We start from the raw sequence: 17,925 nt of genomic DNA, 5'->3' as shown, positions 1-17,925 counted from the left end.
CGCCTCAGCTGCGCTGCAGGGTCTTCAGGCTGCGGCCGCGCCCTGGCAAGGCCTTCAGGTATTTGAAGGTGCCGGTGGCATGGGCGCAGAGCTTGCCGTCCTCGCCCAGTACCGAGCCTTCGCAGAAGGCCATGGTCGTTGAGCGGTGCAAGAGCTTGCCGATCGCGCGCAGCTCGCCCTCGCCGGGGCGCATGAAGGAGGTCTTCATCTCTATGGTGACGACGCCGGGGCCGAAGCCCGGCTGATCGCGATGGATGCTGCGCGCCGCATGGGCCATCGCCACATCCAGCAGTGTCATGATGACACCGCCATGTGCCACCTCCCAGGAGTTCAGATGCGCCTCCTTCAGGTCCACCCGCAGCTCGGCCTCGCCCTCGCCCATGCTGTGCAGCTCCAGCCCCAGCTGCTCGACAAAGGGGATGTGAACGGGGAATTGCAGCGGCGGCGGGGGCTTTTTACTACTCATCGTCGATCAGGTTCCGTGAATGGCCGAGACGCCGCCATCGACCGCCAGGATCTGGCCGGTGATGTGCTTGCCGGCGCGCGAGGCGAACAGCAGGGCGGCGCCCTTCAGGTCTTCATCATCGCCGATGCGGCGCAAGGGGGCGTGCGCGGCCAGGGTCTCCTCGCCGATGCTGGCCAGCAGGCCCTTGGTCATCTTGCTGGGGAAGAAGCCCGGCGCGATCGCGTTGACCGTGATGCCGTAAGGGCCCCACTCGCCGGCCAGCGCGCGGGTGAAGTTGACCGCCGCGCCCTTGCTGGTGTTGTAGGCGATGGTCTTCATCACCGCCGAGTTGCCCGACAGGCCGGCAATCGACGCGATATTGATGATGCGGCCGTAGCGGCGCGGAATCATGCTCTGCTTCGCGGCCTCCTGGCTCATCACGAAGAGGCTGCGGATGTTCAGGTTCATCACCTTGTCCCAGGCCTCGAGCGGATGCTCCTCGGCCGGCGCGCCCCAGCTGGCACCGGCGTTATTGACCAGGATGTCGATCTGGCCGAGCCGCTCCATGGTCTGCGTGACGATGCCGCGTGCCTGGGCCTCGTCGGCCGCATCGGCGGCGATCCAGCGGGCGTCGATGCCCCGGTCCTGCAGCAGGGCCACGGCCTCCTCCAGATCAGCCGCCTTGCGCGAGCTCAGCACGATCTTGGCCCCGGCCTCGCCCAGGCTCTCGGCGATCTGCAGGCCCAGGCCGCGCGAGCCGCCGGTCACCAGGGCCACCTGGCCGCTCAGATCGAACAGTTCTTGGATGCGTTGTGTCATTGCTCGTGTCTCCGTCTGTGTCTCGGTTGTCTCAGAACCAGCCGTCCCGCATCTCGCGGCACAGCGCCTCGCGGCTGCCGACCACGCCCAGCCAGGCATCGATCTTGGGCAGCTCGTAGGCATAAAAGTAGCGCGCGGCCGCGCGCTTGCCCTGGGCAAAATCCGAGGGGCCTGCAGCGCTGAGGCTCAGGTCCAGCCACAGCCAGGCCAGCACCACATGGCCGAAGGCCTGCAGATAGGGCGTGGCATTGGCCAGCGCTTCCTCGGGATTGCCGGTGGCCCAGGCGTTCTTGGTGGCACGGCCCAGCTTGGCGAGCGCGGCCGCCAGCTGGTTGCCCTGCTCGGCCAGCGCGGGCTGCTGCACGGCGGCCTCGATGGTGCTGTTGATGCGCGCGGCCAGGGCCAGCAGAGCCGCGCCGCCATTCATCACCACCTTGCGGCCCAGCAGGTCCAGGCCCTGGATGCCGTGCGTGCCCTCGTGGATCATGTTCAGGCGGTTGTCGCGCCAGTGCTGCTCGACCGGGAAATCGCGCGTGTAGCCGTAGCCGCCCAGCACCTGGATGGCCAGCGAGTTGGCCTCCAGACACCATTCGCTGGGCCAGCTCTTCGCGATCGGGGTCAGCACCTCCAGCAGCAGCCTGGCCTCGGCCGCGGCCTCGGGCGCGCCGCTGTTCAGCTCGTCGACCAGGCGCGCGCAATACAGCTCCAGCGCCAGCCCGCCCTCGACATAGCTCTTCTGCGCCAGCAGCATGCGCTTGACGTCGGCGTGTTCGATGATGGGGAGTTGCGGGGCGGCGGCGTCCTTGCCGCCGGGGCCTTTGCCGGTGACAGCCCTGCCCTGAGGCCGCTGGCGGGCGTATTCCAGGCTGGCCTCATAGCCGGCGTAGCCCAGCATCACGGCGCCGAGGCCGACACCGATGCGGGCCTCGTTCATCATATGGAACATGCACTGCAGGCCCTGGCCGGGCTCGCCGACCAGATAGCCCACAGCGCCCGGTCGGGCGCTGCTCTCGGGATCGCCCGGCTTGCTGCGAGGCAGGAACTTGCCCTCGCCGAAATTCAGCAGGCAGTTGGTCGTGCCGCGATAGCCCAGCTTGTGGTTCAGGCCGGCCAGCGCGACGTCGTTGCGCTCGCCGGTCAGCCGGCCCGAGGCATCGACCATTTTCTTCGGCACGATGAAGAGCGAGATGCCGCGCGTGCCAGGCACCAGCTTGCCGTCGGGGCCGGGGATCTTGGCCAGCACTAGGTGGATGATGTTCTCGCTCAGCTCGTGCTCGCCGCCCGAAATCCACATCTTGTTGCCCTTGAGCCGATAGCGCGTGCCCAAGGGGTCGTCGCCGTCCGGCTCGGCCCGCGTCGACACATCGGACAGCGAGGACCCGGCCTGCGGCTCGCTCAGGCACATGGTGCCGAACCAGCGGCCGGCGAACTCGTTTTTCGCGAACACTTCCTTTTGCAACTCGCTGCCATGGGCCATCAGCAGGCCGGCATTGCCCTTGGTCAGCATCGCGTAACCGCTCATCGCGACGCTGGCCTTGCTGAAGAAGGAGGTGGCCGCCATCTCGACCACGCAGGGCAGCTGCATGCCGCCGATCTCGTAGTCCTGGCTGGCGGCCAGCAGGCCGGATTCGGCAAAGGCCGCCATCGCCGCATGGGTGGCCTCGGGCAGATGCACGCGCTCGCCATCAAAATGCGGCTCCTGCGTATCGACCAGGCGGTTGAAGGGCGCGAACTTCTCGCGAGCCATCTTCTCGCTGGTGGCCAGCACCGCATCGAAGGTTTCGCGGGAATGGTCGGCAAAGCGCTCACGCGCGTTCAGGTCCTGCACCTTGAGCCAGTCGTAGAGCAGGAAATCCAGGGTCTGGCTCAGCGCTTGACTCACGGCAGCCTCCTTGTCGTTAGTTGGTCTTGGTCACGGCCATCGTTCCGGAGGCCTTGACGCAGAGCTGGCGCTGGCCATCGGCCGCCACCGCATACACCTCGGCCTCGGTGAACATGATCTGCCGGCCGGGCTTGAGCACCCAGGCCTCGCAGACCAGCTTGTCGCCACGCGCGCCACGCAGCAGATTGGTCTTGAACTCGGCCGTCAGGATCCAGTGGCCGTCCGGCGTCATCACCTGCGCCGCCGCGCCCATGCTGTGGTCGGCCAGCGAGGCCAGCACGCCAGCATGGACCACGCCGGTGTGCTGCAGATGGCGCGGCGCCAGCAGCAACTCGGTCGTGACCCGCCCCTGCTGCACCGCCACCGGCTCGACACCCAGGTCCACCATGAAGGGTGCGCTGCGGAAGAAGCCGCGCAGGGTATCGAGGTCGATGTTCACAGCACCTCGAACACGCCGGCTGCGCCCATGCCGCCACCGATGCACATGGTCACGCACACCTTCTTGGCGCCGCGGCGTTTGCCTTCGATCAGCGCATGGCCGGTCAGGCGTTGGCCCGAGACGCCGTAGGGATGGCCCACCGCGATCGCGCCGCCGTTGACATTCAGGCGGTCCATCGGGATGCCCAAGGTGTCGGCGCAGTACAGCACCTGCACCGCGAAGGCCTCGTTGAGCTCCCACAGATCGATGTCGGCCACCGTCAGGCCCAGCTTCTTCAAGACCTTGGGCACCGCGAACACCGGGCCTATGCCCATCTCGTCGGGCTCGCAGCCGGCCACCGCAAAGCCGAGGAAGCGGCCCAGCGGCTTCAGGCCGTGGCTCTCGGCGTACTGCTCGCTGACCACCACACAGGCACCGGCGCCGTCTGAAAATTGGCTGGCGTTGCCGGCCGAGATCAGACCGCCCGGCAGGGCCGAGCGCAGGTCCTTGATGCCGTCATAGGTCGTGCCTTCGCGCAGACCTTCGTCGGCGCTGATCGTCACTTCCTTGCTCATCAGGCCCATCACCTTGTCGGCCACGCCCATGGTCGTCGTGACGCTGATCAGCTCGTCGGCGAACTTGCCGGCGGCCTGGGCGGCGCAGGCCTTTTGCTGGCTGGCCGCACCGTACTGATCCATGCGTTCGCGGCCGATGTTGTAGCGCTTGGCCACCTGCTCGGCGGTCTGCAGCATCGACCAGTAGATCTCCGGCTTGTGCTTGACCAGCCAGGTGTCGGCATACATATGGCGGTTCGCCTCGTTCTGCACGCAGGAGATGCTCTCGACGCCGCCGGCCACATAGACATCGCCCTCACCGGCGATGACGCGCTGCGCAGCCATCGCAATGGTCTGCAGGCCCGAGGAACAGAAACGGTTGATGGTGACGCCCGACACCGTGATCGGCAGACCGGCGCGCAGCACGATCTGGCGCGCGATATTGCCGCCGGTCGCGCCCTCGGGCGTGGCGCAACCCATCAGCACATCCTCGATGGCGCCGGCCTCGATGCCGGCGCGCTCGACGGCGGCCTTGACGGCATGGCCGCCCAGGGTCGCGCCATGGGTCATGTTGAAGGCGCCCTTCCAGCTCTTGGCCAGCGGCGTGCGTGCGGTGGAGACGATGACTGCTTTGCTCATGATTGCAACTCGCTAGGAAGAGGGTTTCAGGAGAAGGACTTGCCTTCGGCGACCAGGCGCTTGATCAGCGGCGCTGGCTCCCAGAACTTCGCGTCATCGAGCGGGTTCTTGGCAAAGCGCTTCATCGCCTGTACGACGTTGAACAGGCCGACGGTGTCGGCATAGCACATCGGGCCGCCGCGCCACAGCGGGAAGCCGTAGCCGGTCAGGTAAACCATGTCCACGTCCGACGCGCGCTGGGCGATGCCCTCTTCCAGCAGATGGGCGGCCTCGTTGACCAGCGCGAACACCAGGCGGTGCACGATCTCCTCGTCGCTGATCTGGCGCGGCGTGATGCCCAGGGCGGCGCGGTGCTTGTCCAGCATCTCGCCCACCACCGGCGACGGGATCGCGTCCCGCTTGCCCGTCTGGTAGTCGTACCAGCCGGCCTGGGTCTTCTGGCCGTAACGGCCCAGCTCGCAGAGCAGGTCGGCGCTCTTGGAGTAGCGCAGATTCGGTTTCTCTTGATAGCGGCGCTTGCGGATGGCCCAGCCGATGTCGTTGCCGGCCAGATCGCCCATGCGGAACGGGCCCATCGCAAAGCCGAATTTCTCGGCCGCCTTGTCGACTTGCTGGGGCGAGCAACCCTCGTCCAGCAGGAAGCCGGCCTGGCGGCTGTACTGCTCGATCATGCGGTTGCCGATGAAGCCGTCGCAGACGCCCGAGACCACGGCCGTCTTCTTGATCTTCTTGGCCAGCTGCATCACGGTGGCCAGCACATCCTTGGCCGTGGCCGCACCGCGCACCACCTCCAGCAGCTTCATCACATTGGCCGGGCTGAAGAAGTGCATGCCCACGACATCTTGCGGGCGCTTGGTGAAGTTCGCGATCTTGTTGACGTCCAAGGTCGAGGTGTTCGAGGCCAGGATCGCGCCGGGCTTCATCACCTCGTCGAGCTGCTTGAACACCGCCTCCTTGACCGACAGCTCCTCGAACACCGCCTCGATGACCAGGTCGGCCGAGCCGATGTCGGCATAGTTCAAGGTGGTGCTGAGCAAGGCCATACGCTGCTGGTACTTGTCTTCCTTGAGCTTGCCCTTCTTGACCTGGGCCTCGTAGTTCTTCTTGATGGTTGCAACGCCGCGGTCGAGCGCTTCCTGCTTGGTCTCGAGCATCGTCACCGGGATGCCGGCGTTCAGGAAGTTCATGCTGATGCCGCCGCCCATCGTGCCGGCGCCGATCACGGCCACCTTCTCGATCTTGCGGGTGGGCGTGTCCTCGGGCACATCGGCTATCTTGCTGGCGGCGCGCTCGGCGAAGAAGGCATGGCGCAGGGCCTTGGACTCCGGCGTCAGCATCAGCGCGGCAAAGCCCTCGCGCTCGGCCTTCATGCCGTCATCGAACTTCAGCTTGACCGAAGCAGCCACCGCTTCCAGGCAGCGCAGCGGCGCCGGGAAGTTCTTGCTCATGCCGCCGACCATATTGCGAGCGAACTGGAAGTAGGCTTCCGGGTCGGCATGGCGGGCTTTCAGCTCGCGCACCTTGGGCAGCGGACGCTTTTCTGCCACTTCCTGCGCAAAGGCGATCGCACCGGTCAGCAGGTCGCCCTCGATGATCTTCTGGAACAGCTGCTGGCCAGGCACCTGGGCGAGCAGCTCGCTGGCGACCGGCTCGCCGCTGACGATCATGTTCAGCGCGGGCTCGACACCCAAGGCACGCGGCAGGCGTTGCGTGCCGCCGGCGCCGGGCAGCAGGCCCAGCTTCACTTCCGGCAGCGCGATCTTGGCGCCCGGCGAGGCGACACGGTAATGGCAGCCCAGCGACAGCTCCAGGCCGCCGCCCATGCAGACCGTGTGAATCGCGGCGACGACCGGCTTGCTGCAGTTTTCCACCACGGCGATCAGGCTCAGCAGGTTCGGCTCGGCCAAGGCCTTGGGGCTGCCGAATTCCTTGATGTCGGCGCCGCCGGAGAATGCCTTGCCGGCCCCGGTGATCACGATGGCCTGCACGGCCGCATCGTTCTCGGCCTGCTCGATGCCGGCGGCGGTGGCCTTGCGGGTGTCATAGCCCAGTCCGTTGACCGGCGGGTTGCTCAAGGTGATCACGGCAACATTGCCGCGGACTTCGTAAGTAGCTGTCATGCTGACCTCTTGCTCGGGGTGATCGGGGCGGGGACTACAAATAGAACGGTCGTTCGATTCTAGGCATGTGCCCCGACGATGATCTGTCCCTGTCGTGACAAAGTGCTTTGGGGGCTTGCTGCGGCTGTGCTTACAATGCCGGCCGACGCCATCGAAACATCGACGACGTCACCGCCGATTTACCAACTACTTGCGGGCGGACTACAAATGCGGCTAAAGCGTTGCGGCTCCGCTGCCCCGGGACCGGCAAACGCCGGTGACACCCATGGGCAGCGGAGTTTTTTCGTCATGCATGAACTGGCCAGCTTTGATCGCCTGATCGCTCGCTCCCATCCGAGCCTGAGCCCCTTGAACAAGCCCGCCGCGCGCCTGCTGCGCGACCCCGAGGGTCAGGTCGTGAGCACGCTCGCCAGCGGCCCGGACCTGGCCCGCAGCATCCTGCTTGCCGCCCATCGCATCGCCGCCGGCGACTGGCTGGGCCTGCTGGCCGACGAGAACCGGGCCCGTGGCCTGCAGCAGGCCTGGCGTCTGGCCCTGCTGCGCGCCGAGCGCCACGGCCAGCCCCGCACCCTGCGCGATGGCGGCCCGCTGTGGCTCAGTCCCGCCCTGCCCGGCCGCCCCGGTCTGGCCCCGGCCCTGCTGCGCCAGCAGGTCGAGGCGCTGGCGCTGCGCCAGCTGTGGCAGCTGGGCTGGCGCTGGTAGGTCTTGCGGCTACCCGTCAGTACAGCCGCACCGCCATATCGAAGCGCCAGGTCCGGCGGATCTCGATCACATCGAACTCGCGCGCCAGGGCCGGCGGGAAGGCCGGGTAATTGGCCTGGCTCTCGACGATGCGCCTGACGGCAGCGTCGATCGCCGGCACCCCGCTGGAGCGCACAAAGCTCACCGACTCCACCGAGCCATCGCTGCGGACGGCCACCGTCACCAGCGGCTCGGCATGCGGCTGCCTGGCCGCCTCGCGCACCAGCTCGAAGGTCTGGTTGAGTTCTATCTTGCGACTCCAGGCTTCGGCGTAGAGCACCAGTTCCGCATTGGCATCGCTGCGCCCGAACAGCCGGCCGCGGCGGATGCTGCTGGCCGAGGGCGGCAGCCGCGCGGCGATGGCGTCGCGCCGGGCGGCCTCTTCGTTCAGCTGACGGCCGATCGCCCGCAGCCGCTCTTCGCGCTGTGCTTCGGCCTGGGCCTTGGCCTCGGCTTTCGCGGCAGCCAGCCGCGCGGCCTCGACCCGTGCGGCGTCCTGGCGGTCCATCTCCTCACGCGCCGCCTGCGCAGCCTCGGTCACAGCCGCAGCCTGACGTGCCGTCGCCTGGCGCTGAGCCTCGACACGTGCGGCCTCCTGCCTCAAGACCTCCTCCTGGCGCGCAGCCTCCTGTCTTGCAGCCGCCTGCTGCTCGGCCGCCGCCCGCTGCGCCAACGCTTGCGCCTCGCGCGCCTGCAGGCGCTCAGCCTCCAGGCGCGCGGACTCTTGCCGCGCGGCGGCCTGCCGGATGGCTTCCTGGCGCAAGGCCTCGGCCCGCATGGCTTCCTGCCGCGCGGCTTCCAGCCGGGCCTCCAGTTCCTGGGCCGCTCGTCCCCCGACGCGATCTAGCACTGCAAGTTCCGGCGCGCGCGTCACGGCCATCGCATCGACCTGCACGAGCGGCGCCATCGTGGCAGCCGCATGCAGCTCGCGCGTCTGCGGGCTGGAGGCACTGGGTGCCGCTGTGATGGCCGGCAGCAGCGGCAGCGTCGCCGGCACGGCCGGCAAGGCCCAGGAGCGGCTGTCAGGCCGCAGCGCGCGGATCACGTCGGGCGGTGCCAGAAGCGTCGGCGGCATCGGCTCGGCAGCTGCTGCAGGCTCATCAGGGCCGGGGTCGGCCACAGGCGGCTCCGCCGACACCATCGCTTCGGGCGCCATCACCGACAGGCTGGCGACCGCCGCCACCGTCTGCTGCGGGGCCGGCGCGGGCAACTCGGGCGGCGCCGGCTCAGGAGCTGCGGCAAGTTCAGGGGCCGGCTCCGCAGCTTCGGCCGGCGCAGCGGCGGCCGCGGGCGCTGCTGTCTGCGGCGCCTGGGTCAGCACGACGCGCAACTCCGGCGCCTCGGCGCGCCGCTCCTGCCACGGGAAGACCAGGCCCGGCAGCCCCGGCCCGTCGCCGCCGAAGCTCAGGCTCAGCAGCAACGCATGGATCAGCAGGGAGAGCAACAGCGCCGTCGTCGGGCGCCTGCGTTCAGCCCTCATGCGCCGGGGCAGCCGGTGGCACCGGATGGCATGGCCCCGCGACCATGGCGGTGACAAAGCAAGTCGGAGGCGTTCGGGTCTGCATCCGCCCTATTGTCTTATCCAAAGCGCCTGCGATTGACGGTTCGGTGGGGTCAGGTCTTTCCCCAGGGCTGCAGTAGCCGAACCTTCACACCTCCAACCACTCCTTGCGGATATAGGCATTCCCGCGCAGATCCGCCGGCGTGCCCTCGAACACGATGCGGCCGTGGCCCATCACATAGCAGCGCTCGGAGATTTCCATTGCGATGGCCAGCTTCTGCTCGACCAGCAGCACGGCGATGCCGCGGCGCTTGAGTTCCTTCAGGTATTCGGCCACCAGTTCGACGATCTTGGGGGCCAGGCCTTCGGTGGGCTCGTCGATCATGATCAGGTCGGGGTCGCCCATCAGCGTGCGGCACAGGGTCAGCATCTGCTGCTCGCCGCCGGAGAGCACGCCGGCCTCGGTGTGCTGGCGCTCCTTCAGGCGCGGAAACATGCCGTACATATCGTCGAAGCCCCAGCGCGGCGTTTTCGCGCCGGACTTCTGACCCAGCAGCAGGTTCTGGTGCACGGTCAGCTTGGGGAAGATGTCGCGGTTCTCGGGCACATAGCCTATGCCTTGGTGGGCGATCTCGTAGGCCTTCTTGCCCAGCAAGTCCTTGCCGCCGAACTGGATCGAGCCGCTGCCGTCGACCTGGCCCATGATGGTCTTGACCGTGGTCGAGCGGCCCGAGCCGTTGCGGCCCAAGAGGCTGACGATCTCGCCGGGGCGCACCTCCATGCTGACGCCATGCAGCACATGGCTCTTGCCGTAGAAAGCGTGGACGTTGTCGAGTTTGAGCGCGCGGGTCATGCCGGCACTCCTGCGGCGGCCTGCTGCTCGGCCAGCACCGAGCCCAGATAGGCCTCCTGAACCCGCGCGTTCGCGCGCACCGCCTCGGGCGTGTCGAAGGCGATCACCTCGCCATAGACCAGCACCGCGATCTTGTCGGCCAGGCCGAACACCACACCCATATCGTGCTCCACGGTCAGCAGCGTCTTGCCCTCGGTGACCTCGCGGATCAGCTGGATGAAGCGCTTGGTCTCGCTTTTGCTCATGCCGGCGGTCGGCTCGTCGAGCAGCACCACCTCGGCGCCGCCGGCGATCGTGATGCCGATCTCCAGCGCGCGCGCCTCGGCATAGGTCAGATTGGTGGCCAGCACATCGCGCTTCTTGTCCAGCTTGATCATCTCCAGCACCCGGTCGGCGCGGTCATTGGCATCGTCCAGATCGGCCAGGAACTTCCAGAAGGCATAGCGATAGCCCATGCTCCACAGCACCGCGCAGCGGATGTTCTCGAACACCGACAGCCGCGTGAACAGATTGGACACCTGGAAGCTGCGCGACAGGCCCAGGCGGCTGATCTCATAGGGCTTGCGGCCATCGATGCGCGCGCCGTTGAGCCGGATCTCGCCGCTGCTGGGCGCAAAGCGGCCGCTGATCAGATTGAACAGCGTGCTCTTGCCGGCGCCGTTCGGGCCGATGATGGCGATGCGCTCGCCGGGGCGCACCTGCAGCTGCGCGCCACGGATGATCTCGCTCTTGCCGAAGCGCTTGTGCACATCCAGCAGCTCCAACGCGAATTCGCTCTTGCTCACAGGCTCTCCCGGCGCTTGATCTCTTTCTCGATCTCTTCCTGGGTCTGGTCCCATTCGAGTTTGAACTGCCGGCGCGACAGCTCAAACAGACCCAGGCCCACCAACAGCAGCATCGCGGCACCGAACCAGGCATCGATGCGCTCGCTGTTCAGGCTCACGCCCATGAAGTTCAGCTCCGGGCCCAGCGCGGCATTGAGCTGCCAGTGGTAGAGCATCTCCACCATCGCCGCCGCGCCGATCAGCATGGCCAGCGCGGTGCCGCCCAGGGCCAGATAGGAGGTCCAGAGCCGGCCCAGCTTGCCGAAGGCCGCAACGCGCAGATTCATCATGATCAGCGCCGCAAAGCCGCCCGGCGCATACATCACCATGAACAGGAAGATCAGGCCCAGATAGAGCAGCCAGGCCGAGGTCAGCTCGGACAGCAACACGCCCGCCAGCACCATCAGCACCGCACCGATGATGGGGCCGAAGAAGAAGGTGGCGCCGCCCAGAAAGGTGAACAGCAGATAGGCGCCCGAGCGCAGCGCGCCCACCACCTCGGCCGTGACGATCTCGAAATTGATCGCGCCCAGGCCGCCGGCAATGCCGGCGAAGAAACCCGAGATCATGAAGGCCAGAAAGCGCACCCACTGCGTGTCGTAGCCGATGAACTCGACACGCTCGGGGTTGTCGCGCACGGCGTTGAGCATGCGGCCCAGCGGCGTGCGGGTCAGCGCGAACAGCGCCGCGGTGCAGACAAAGCAGTAGCCCGCGATCAGGTAGTAGACCTGGATCTGCGGCCCGAAGCTGATCCCCATCACCGGCTTGCCGACCACGCGGTTGCCGCTGATGCCGCCCTCGCCGCCGAAGAACTCGGGCAGCATCAGCGACATCGACCAGATCAGCTCGCCCAGGCCCAGCGTGATCATCGCGAAAGGCGTGCCCGACTTCTTGGTCGACACATAGCCGAACAGCGCCGCGAAGAACAGGCCCGCCAGCCCGCCGACCAGCGGGATCAGGCTGACCGGCACAGTCCAGGCGCCGGCCGAGACCTGGTTCAGCGTGTGGATGGCCAGAAAGGAGCCCAGGCCGCTGTAGACCGCATGGCCGAAGCTCAGCATGCCACCCTGGCCCAGCAAGAGGTTGTAGGCCAGGCAGGCGATGATGCCTATGCCCATCTGCGAGAGCATGGTGTGGGACAGGCCCGAGGTCCAGATCAGCGGCGACACCAGCAGAACCAGGGCATAGAGGCCCCAGATGATCCAGCGGCCGACGTTGTAGGGTTTGAAGTGGTAGTGGGGGCCCGAGGCGCGTGTGCGTGTCGTCATATCATTCGTCTCGCGTGCCCATCAAGCCCTTGGGGCGGAAGATCAGGATCAGCACCATCAGCAGATAAGGCAGGATGGGCGCCACCTGGGCCAGGCTCAGTTTCAGCACCGGGTAGCCCCAGGTGTCGGGGCCCAGCTTGAACAGTGTGGCCAGCGAGCCGTCGACGGTCAGCGGCAGGGTCTGCAGCAGGCCGATCAGGATGGAGCCGACAAAGGCTCCCGCCAGCGAGCCGACCCCGCCGACCACCACGACCACGAAGATGATGGAGCCGACGATGACGGCCATCGAGGGCTCGGTGACGAAGGTGATGCCGCCGATCACGCCGGCCAGCGCCGCCAGCGCGCAGCCGCTGCCGAACACCAGCATGAAGACGCGCGGCACGTTGTGGCCCAGCGCCTCGACCATCTCGGGATGCTTCAGCGCGGCCTGGATCACCAGACCGATGCGGGTGCGGGTCAGCAGCAGCCACAGCGCCACCAGCATCGCCAGGGCCACCAGCATCATGAAGGCGCGGGTCAGCGGAAACTTGGAACAGATCACGCCGGCCGCGCTGCACACGCCGGCGCCGGCCTCGCCCAGCGCGAAGCTGAGGCCGCTGGCTGGGTTCTGGATGAAGGTGAACGCCGGGCCCTGCAACTCGGGCGGCGGCGCGAACGGCACCGCCGTGCGGCCCCAGATCAGCTGCACCAGTTCCAGGATCAGGTAGGACAGGCCGAAGGTGATCAGGAGCTCGGGCACATGGCCGAACTTGTGCACCCGGCGCAGCGCCATGCGCTCGAAGCCCGCGCCGATCAGCCCCACCAGCAGCGGCGCCAGCAGCAGCGCCGGCCAGAAGCCCAAGAGGCCCACCAGGGTGTAGGCGATATAGGCACCCAGCATATAGAAGCTGGCGTGAGCAAAGTTCAGCACGCCCATCATGCTGAAGATCAGCGTCAGGCCCGAGCTGAGCATGAACAGCAGCAGTCCGGAGGACAGGCCGTTCAGCAGATTGATCAGGAATTGGTCCACAGGATCTCGCCAATGCAGGGCATCTCAGGAACGGGGCCACCCCAAGGATGGCCCCGCCAGGATCGGCGCCAGAATCTGCGCCAAGCGCCACGCCTACTCAGGACGGCCGCTTCATCTCGCAGGAGGTCGGCGTGCTCGACACATAGGGCTCGAAGGTGCGCACCGGCACAAAGGTCATGCCGGTCTTCTCGGGGCTGTAAGTGTTCTTCGCATCGGTCTTCTGCCAGACCGACAGATACAGGGTCTGCTGCAGCTGGTGGTCGGTCTTGCGCATCTCGACCTCGCCGTTGAAGCTCTTGGTCTTCATGCCCTCCAGCACCGCGGCCACCTTGACCGGATCGGTGCTCTTGGCCTTGGCGAAGGCCTCGCCCAGCAGGGTGTAGATATGGATCACGCTGCCGGTGTAGAAGTCCGAGTTGAACTTGTCCTGGAACTCCTTTTGCCACTTGGACATCTGGCCGCCCATGTTGTAGTGGTTGTAGGAGATCTGGTAGACGCGGCCGGCCGAGCCGGTGCCCAAGGCCGTGGGCGTGCCGGTGACGCCGGCGTAGTAGGTGAAGAACTTGCCGTTGTAGCCGGCCTCGTTGGCGGCCTTGACCAGCAGGGCCAGGTCCGAGCCCCAGTTGCCGGTGATCACGGTGTCGGCGCCACTGGCCTTGATCTTGGCCACATAGGGCGCGAAGTCGCGCACGGCGGCCAGCGGGTGCAGGTCCTCGCCGGCGATCTTCACATCGGGGCGCTTGCGGGCCAGCATTTCCTTGGCATAGCGCGCCACCTGGTGGCCGTGGGCATAGTTCTGGTTCAGCAGGAAGACGCTCTTGATGTCGGGCTGGTCCTTCATGAAGGTGGTCATCGCCTCCATCTTCATCGAGGTGTCGGCGTCGGTGCGGAAATGCCAGTAGCTGCACTTGCTATTGGTCAGGTCGGGGTCGACGGCCGAGTGATTCAGGTACAGCACCTCCTTGCCGGGATTGCGCTCGTTGTGCTTGTTGACCGCATCGATGATGGCCAGCGCCGCACCCGAGCCATTGCCCTGGGTCACATAGCGCACGCCCTGGTCAATGGCGGACTTCAGCGCATTCAGCGACTCGGCCGGGCTCAGCTTGTTGTCGATCGCGATGATCTCGAACTTGACGCCGGCCGGATTACTGGCATTGAACTTCTCGGCGAAGAACTGAAAGCTCTTGACCTGGTTCTGCCCCACCGGTGCCATCAGGCCGGACAAGGGATCGATCCAGGCAATCTTGACCGTCTCGCCTTTCTGCGCGAACGCTGCGGAGCCGGCCAGCACCAGGGCGGCCGCTGCGGTGAACTTCAGGACGTGCTTGCTGCTGTACATCGTTGTCTCCTTTGTGGTTTGCAAGGCGTGTAGAGCTTAAGAGGCGGCGCAGGCAAAGCAGCCTGCGGTTTGCCCGGGGTCAAGCGCTGGGCAGTCGGTAGCTCTTGAACTGCTCGCGCAGCTTGAGCTTTTGTAGCTTGCCGGTGGCGGTGTGCGGGATCTCGGCCACGAAGGCCACATCGTCGGGGATCTGCCATTTGGCGATGCGCCCCTCGAAGAAGGCCAGCAGCTCCTCGCGCGTGACTTGGGCGTCGGGCTTCTTGACCACCACCAGCAGCGGCCGCTCGTCCCACTTCGGGTGGGCGCAGGCGATGGCCGCCGCCTCATGCACGGCCGGGTGGGCCATCGCGATGTTTTCGAGATCGATGGAGCTGATCCACTCGCCGCCGCTCTTGATGACGTCCTTGCTGCGGTCGGTGATCTGCATGAAGCCGTCGGCATCGATGGTGGCCACATCGCCGGTCGGGAACCAGCCAGGCTGGCCGTCCACCGTCACCAGCGGTGAGCGCGACTCGCCGAAATAGCTGCTGATGACCCAGTGACCGCGCACCACCAGGTTGCCCGAGCTCTGCGCGTCCCAGGGCAAGGCCTGACCCTCGTCGTTGATCACCGCCATATCGATGCCGTAGATCACCTTGCCCTGCTTCTCCAGGATGCGGCGCTGCTGCTCGGCCGGCAGCGCGAGCTGCTTGGAGGTCAGCTTGGACAGCGTGCCCAGCGGCGAGAGCTCGGTCATGCCCCAGGCGTGGATGACCTCGACGCCGAAGTCATCCATCAGGCTGGCCAGCATCGCCGGCGGGCAGGCCGAGCCGCCGATCACCGTGCGCTTGAAGCTGCTGAACTTCAGGCCATTGCTCTTCACATAGCTCAGCAAGCCCAGCCAGACCGTGGGTACGCCGGCGCTGAAGGTCACGCCCTCGGTCTCGAACAGCTCGTACAGCGACTTGCCGTCCAGATGCGGGCCGGGGAACACCAGCTTGGCGCCGACGATGGCGCTGCTATAGGGCAGGCCCCAGGCATTGACGTGGAACATCGGCACCACCGGCAGGATCACGTCCTTGCTGGAGCAGTCCATCGCATCGGGCAGCGCCGAGCCGTAGGCATGCAGCACGCTGGAGCGGTGGCTGTAGACGGCGCCCTTGGGGTGGCCGGTCGTGCCCGAGGTGTAGCAGATGCTGGACGCGGTGTTCTCGTCGAACTCGGGCCAGCGGTAGTGGCCGTCCTCGGCCTCGACCAGCTCCTCGTAGCACAGCAGGTTCGGAATGCTGCTGGCGGCCGGCATATGGGCGCGGTCGCTCATCAGCACATAGTGGCGGATGCCCGGCAGCTGGGCGCTGAGCTTCTCGACCAGGGGCAGAAAGCTCAGGTCGAAGCACAGCACCTGGTCATTGGCATCCTGGGCGATCCAGACGATCTGCTCGGGGAACAGCCGCGGATTGATCGTGTGGCAGACCAGGCCGGAGCCCGAGCTGCCGTAATAGAGCTCCAGATGGCGGTAGCCGTTCCAGGCCAGCGTCGCGACCCGGTCGCCCGGCGACAGCCCCAGCCGGCCCAGCGCCTGGGCCACCTGGCGCGAGCGCCGCTCGGCATCCCGCCAGGTGTAGCGGTGCAGATCGCCTTCACAGCGCTTGCTGACGATTTCGGTATCGCCCGAATGCCGCGCCGCATGTTGGATCAGCGACGAAATCAGCAAGGGCATGGTCATCATTTGACCCATCAGCGCCATCAGCGGTCTCCTGTCTTTGTGTGGCCTCGGCAGGCCTGTTCGGATCAGTTTAAACCTCGCATCCGACCGGCCATAGTCACCGGAGTTACACAGCCGGCACCGGTGGTCTAGGGGTATTCACCGGCGTTTCGTGAGCATCGCACGTCGCCTGCCCTCCATGAGTTGGCAAATCGGGGGCGCATGCTCAGAATCGGTGCACGCCTTGATGCTGGAGTCCGCATGAACCTGAACAACCTGGGCCTTGCCCGCAAACTCTCCGGCGCCATCGCGCTGCTGCTGCTGGCCATGCTGCTGGTCGGAGGCCTGACCCTCTACCGCGGCCAGGTGATCGCCCGCGAAGCGAATACCGCGATCGACCAGGCCCAGGACCTGATACGCCAGTCGGTGCGCTGGCAGGGCATGACCCAGGTCGCGGTGACGCGCAGCATGGCCGCATCGATCAGCGCCGACCCGGCCGTCGGCGAGCTCTTCAAGGAACCGATGGCCACCGACACCCCACGGGTGCAGAAGCTGCGCGAGGAGATCACCAAGCAGGCCCAGACACCGGAGGACCAGGCCCAGCTGAAGATCATCGTCGGCCATGGCGGCGCGCTGCTGGCCGCCAGCAAGAAGGCGCGCGAGGCCGGCGCCGGCGGCAATCAGGCTGGCGCCCAGACCATCATCCGCGACGAGTACGCGCCCGCCGTCGGCCGTTATCTGGGCGCCATCGAGGACTTCGTCAAGCTGCAGGAGCAAAAAGCCGAGCGGGCCGATGCACAGGCTGCGGCGGCACGCGCCGGCCTGCTGTGGATGGGTGGCATCGGCGCGCTGCTGGTGGTGGGCGTGGGCATGGCGATCGCCTGGCTGCTGGTGCGCTCCATCGTCACGCCGCTGGCCGAGGCGGTCAAGGTGGCCGAGGCGGTGGCCGGCGGCGACCTCAGCTCCCGCATCGAAGTCAAGGGCAAGAACGAGACCGGCCAGCTGCTGGGCGCACTCAAGCGCATGAACGACAGCCTGGTGAGCATCGTCGCCCAGGTGCGCGCCAGCAGCGACTCGATCGCCACCGGCACCGCCGAGATCGCCAGCGGCAATGCCGACCTCTCACAACGCACCGAGGAGCAGGCCGCCAATCTGGAGCAGACCGCCGCCTCGATGGAAGAGCTGACCGCCACCGTCAAGCAGAACGCCGAAACCGCCCGCACCGCCAACCAGCTGGCCACCAGCGCCTCGGGCGTCGCGGCTCAGGGCGGCTCGGTGGTCGGCCAGGTAGTCAGCACCATGGAGCAGATCAGCGCCGCCTCGCGCAAGATCAGCGACATCATCGGCGTGATCGACGGCATTGCCTTCCAGACCAATATCCTGGCGCTGAATGCGGCCGTCGAGGCGGCCCGGGCCGGCGAGCAGGGTCGCGGCTTCGCGGTCGTGGCCGGCGAGGTGCGCACGCTCGCGCAGCGCAGCGCGCAGGCGGCCAAGGAGATCAAGAGCCTGATCGGCGACAGCGTGGCCAAGGTCGAGGCCGGCAGCGCGCTGGCCGCCAATGCCGGCAAGACCATGGGCGACATCGTCGGCCAGGTCAAGCGCGTCACCGACCTGATCGCCGAGATCAGCGCCGCCAGCGCCGAGCAGAGCCAGGGCATTGACCAGGTCGGCGAAGCCGTGTCCCAACTTGACCAGGTGACCCAGCAGAACGCCGCGCTGGTCGAGCAGAGCGCGGCGGCGGCCGAGAGCCTGAAGTACCAGGCCGCCCGCATGACCGAGGTCGTCTCGGTGTTCCGCCTGCAGTAAGGCCGCAAGACCCCGCAGCGGCG

At 66.9% G+C, this 17,925-nt stretch carries 15 protein-coding genes; 2 read left to right on the top strand and 13 right to left on the bottom strand.

Going from position 1 to position 17,925, the window contains the following annotated elements; genetic code table 11:
- Nucleotides 1–4 precede the first annotated feature (4 nt).
- Genes ABGI63_RS10485 through ABGI63_RS10460 form a run of 6 tightly spaced genes read right to left on the bottom strand, consistent with a single transcriptional unit; the run spans nucleotide 5 to nucleotide 6,877 of the window.
- A complete protein-coding gene (locus ABGI63_RS10485; protein ID WP_349742363.1) occupies nucleotides 5–466 on the bottom strand; it encodes a PaaI family thioesterase in 462 nt (153 codons plus the stop codon).
- A gap of 6 nt (nucleotides 467–472) precedes the next feature.
- Nucleotides 473–1,264 (bottom strand): SDR family oxidoreductase, encoded by a 792-nt coding sequence (locus tag ABGI63_RS10480; RefSeq protein WP_349742362.1) that lies wholly within the window; start codon nucleotides 1,262–1,264, stop codon nucleotides 473–475.
- Nucleotides 1,265–1,295: 31 nt separating this feature from the next.
- Complete coding sequence (locus ABGI63_RS10475; protein WP_349742361.1) at nucleotides 1,296–3,146, bottom strand: acyl-CoA dehydrogenase; 1,851 nt, start codon at nucleotides 3,144–3,146, stop codon at nucleotides 1,296–1,298.
- A 16-nt stretch (nucleotides 3,147–3,162) separates the two neighbouring features.
- Entirely contained in the window at nucleotides 3,163–3,585 is a 423-nt protein-coding gene (locus tag ABGI63_RS10470) for a PaaI family thioesterase (protein WP_349742360.1), read from the bottom strand.
- Entirely contained in the window at nucleotides 3,582–4,757 is a 1,176-nt protein-coding gene (locus ABGI63_RS10465; protein WP_349742359.1) for an acetyl-CoA C-acyltransferase, read from the bottom strand. Before ABGI63_RS10465 ends, ABGI63_RS10470 begins: the two co-directional genes overlap by 4 nt.
- Nucleotides 4,758–4,783: 26 nt before the next feature.
- Complete coding sequence (locus ABGI63_RS10460; protein ID WP_349742358.1) at nucleotides 4,784–6,877, bottom strand: 3-hydroxyacyl-CoA dehydrogenase NAD-binding domain-containing protein; 2,094 nt, start codon at nucleotides 6,875–6,877, stop codon at nucleotides 4,784–4,786.
- A gap of 288 nt (nucleotides 6,878–7,165) precedes the next feature.
- Between ABGI63_RS10460 and ABGI63_RS10455 the strand changes: the two genes are divergently transcribed.
- Nucleotides 7,166–7,579: a hypothetical protein gene (locus tag ABGI63_RS10455; RefSeq protein WP_349742357.1), complete on the top strand. Its 414-nt coding sequence runs from the start codon at nucleotides 7,166–7,168 to the stop codon at nucleotides 7,577–7,579.
- Between the two features lie 16 nt (nucleotides 7,580–7,595).
- Here the strand turns inward: ABGI63_RS10455 and ABGI63_RS10450 are convergent, their stop codons facing one another.
- From ABGI63_RS10450 to ABGI63_RS10420, 7 genes are all read right to left on the bottom strand, one after another.
- The gene (locus ABGI63_RS10450) at nucleotides 7,596–9,098 is read right to left on the bottom strand and encodes a TonB family protein (protein WP_349742356.1); all 1,503 of its coding nucleotides are present in this window, start codon (nucleotides 9,096–9,098) and stop codon (nucleotides 7,596–7,598) included.
- 169 nt (nucleotides 9,099–9,267) lie between these two features.
- Nucleotides 9,268–9,972 (bottom strand): ABC transporter ATP-binding protein, encoded by a 705-nt coding sequence (locus ABGI63_RS10445; protein ID WP_349742355.1) that lies wholly within the window; start codon nucleotides 9,970–9,972, stop codon nucleotides 9,268–9,270.
- On the bottom strand, nucleotides 9,969–10,757 hold the full coding sequence (locus ABGI63_RS10440; RefSeq protein WP_432767395.1) for an ABC transporter ATP-binding protein: 789 nt from the start codon (nucleotides 10,755–10,757) through the stop codon (nucleotides 9,969–9,971). Before ABGI63_RS10440 ends, ABGI63_RS10445 begins: the two co-directional genes overlap by 4 nt.
- A complete protein-coding gene (locus ABGI63_RS10435) occupies nucleotides 10,754–12,064 on the bottom strand; it encodes a branched-chain amino acid ABC transporter permease (protein WP_349742353.1) in 1,311 nt (436 codons plus the stop codon). The genes ABGI63_RS10440 and ABGI63_RS10435 overlap by 4 nt, the downstream gene beginning before the upstream one ends.
- 1 nt (nucleotide 12,065) lies before the next feature.
- Nucleotides 12,066–13,016 carry a branched-chain amino acid ABC transporter permease gene (locus tag ABGI63_RS10430; protein ID WP_432767402.1) on the bottom strand — a complete coding sequence of 317 codons (951 nt, stop codon included), beginning with the start codon at nucleotides 13,014–13,016 and terminating at the stop codon, nucleotides 12,066–12,068.
- Nucleotides 13,017–13,170: 154 nt separating this feature from the next.
- Nucleotides 13,171–14,412: a branched-chain amino acid ABC transporter substrate-binding protein gene (locus ABGI63_RS10425; RefSeq protein ID WP_349742351.1), complete on the bottom strand. Its 1,242-nt coding sequence runs from the start codon at nucleotides 14,410–14,412 to the stop codon at nucleotides 13,171–13,173.
- A gap of 79 nt (nucleotides 14,413–14,491) precedes the next feature.
- Entirely contained in the window at nucleotides 14,492–16,138 is a 1,647-nt protein-coding gene (locus ABGI63_RS10420) for a 3-(methylthio)propionyl-CoA ligase (RefSeq protein ID WP_349742350.1), read from the bottom strand.
- 219 nt (nucleotides 16,139–16,357) lie between these two features.
- Here ABGI63_RS10420 and ABGI63_RS10415 point away from each other — a divergent pair, with 219 nt between their 5' ends.
- Entirely contained in the window at nucleotides 16,358–17,902 is a 1,545-nt protein-coding gene (locus ABGI63_RS10415; RefSeq protein WP_349742349.1) for a methyl-accepting chemotaxis protein, read from the top strand.
- Nucleotides 17,903–17,925 lie beyond the last annotated feature (23 nt).

Origin of the sequence: Roseateles cavernae, assembly GCF_040187885.1 — a bacterium.
GTDB lineage: Bacteria > Pseudomonadota > Gammaproteobacteria > Burkholderiales > Burkholderiaceae_C > Roseateles_E > Roseateles_E cavernae.
Note: the sequence above shows the minus strand (reverse complement) of the source record. Positions and strands in the feature narration are given on the sequence as shown.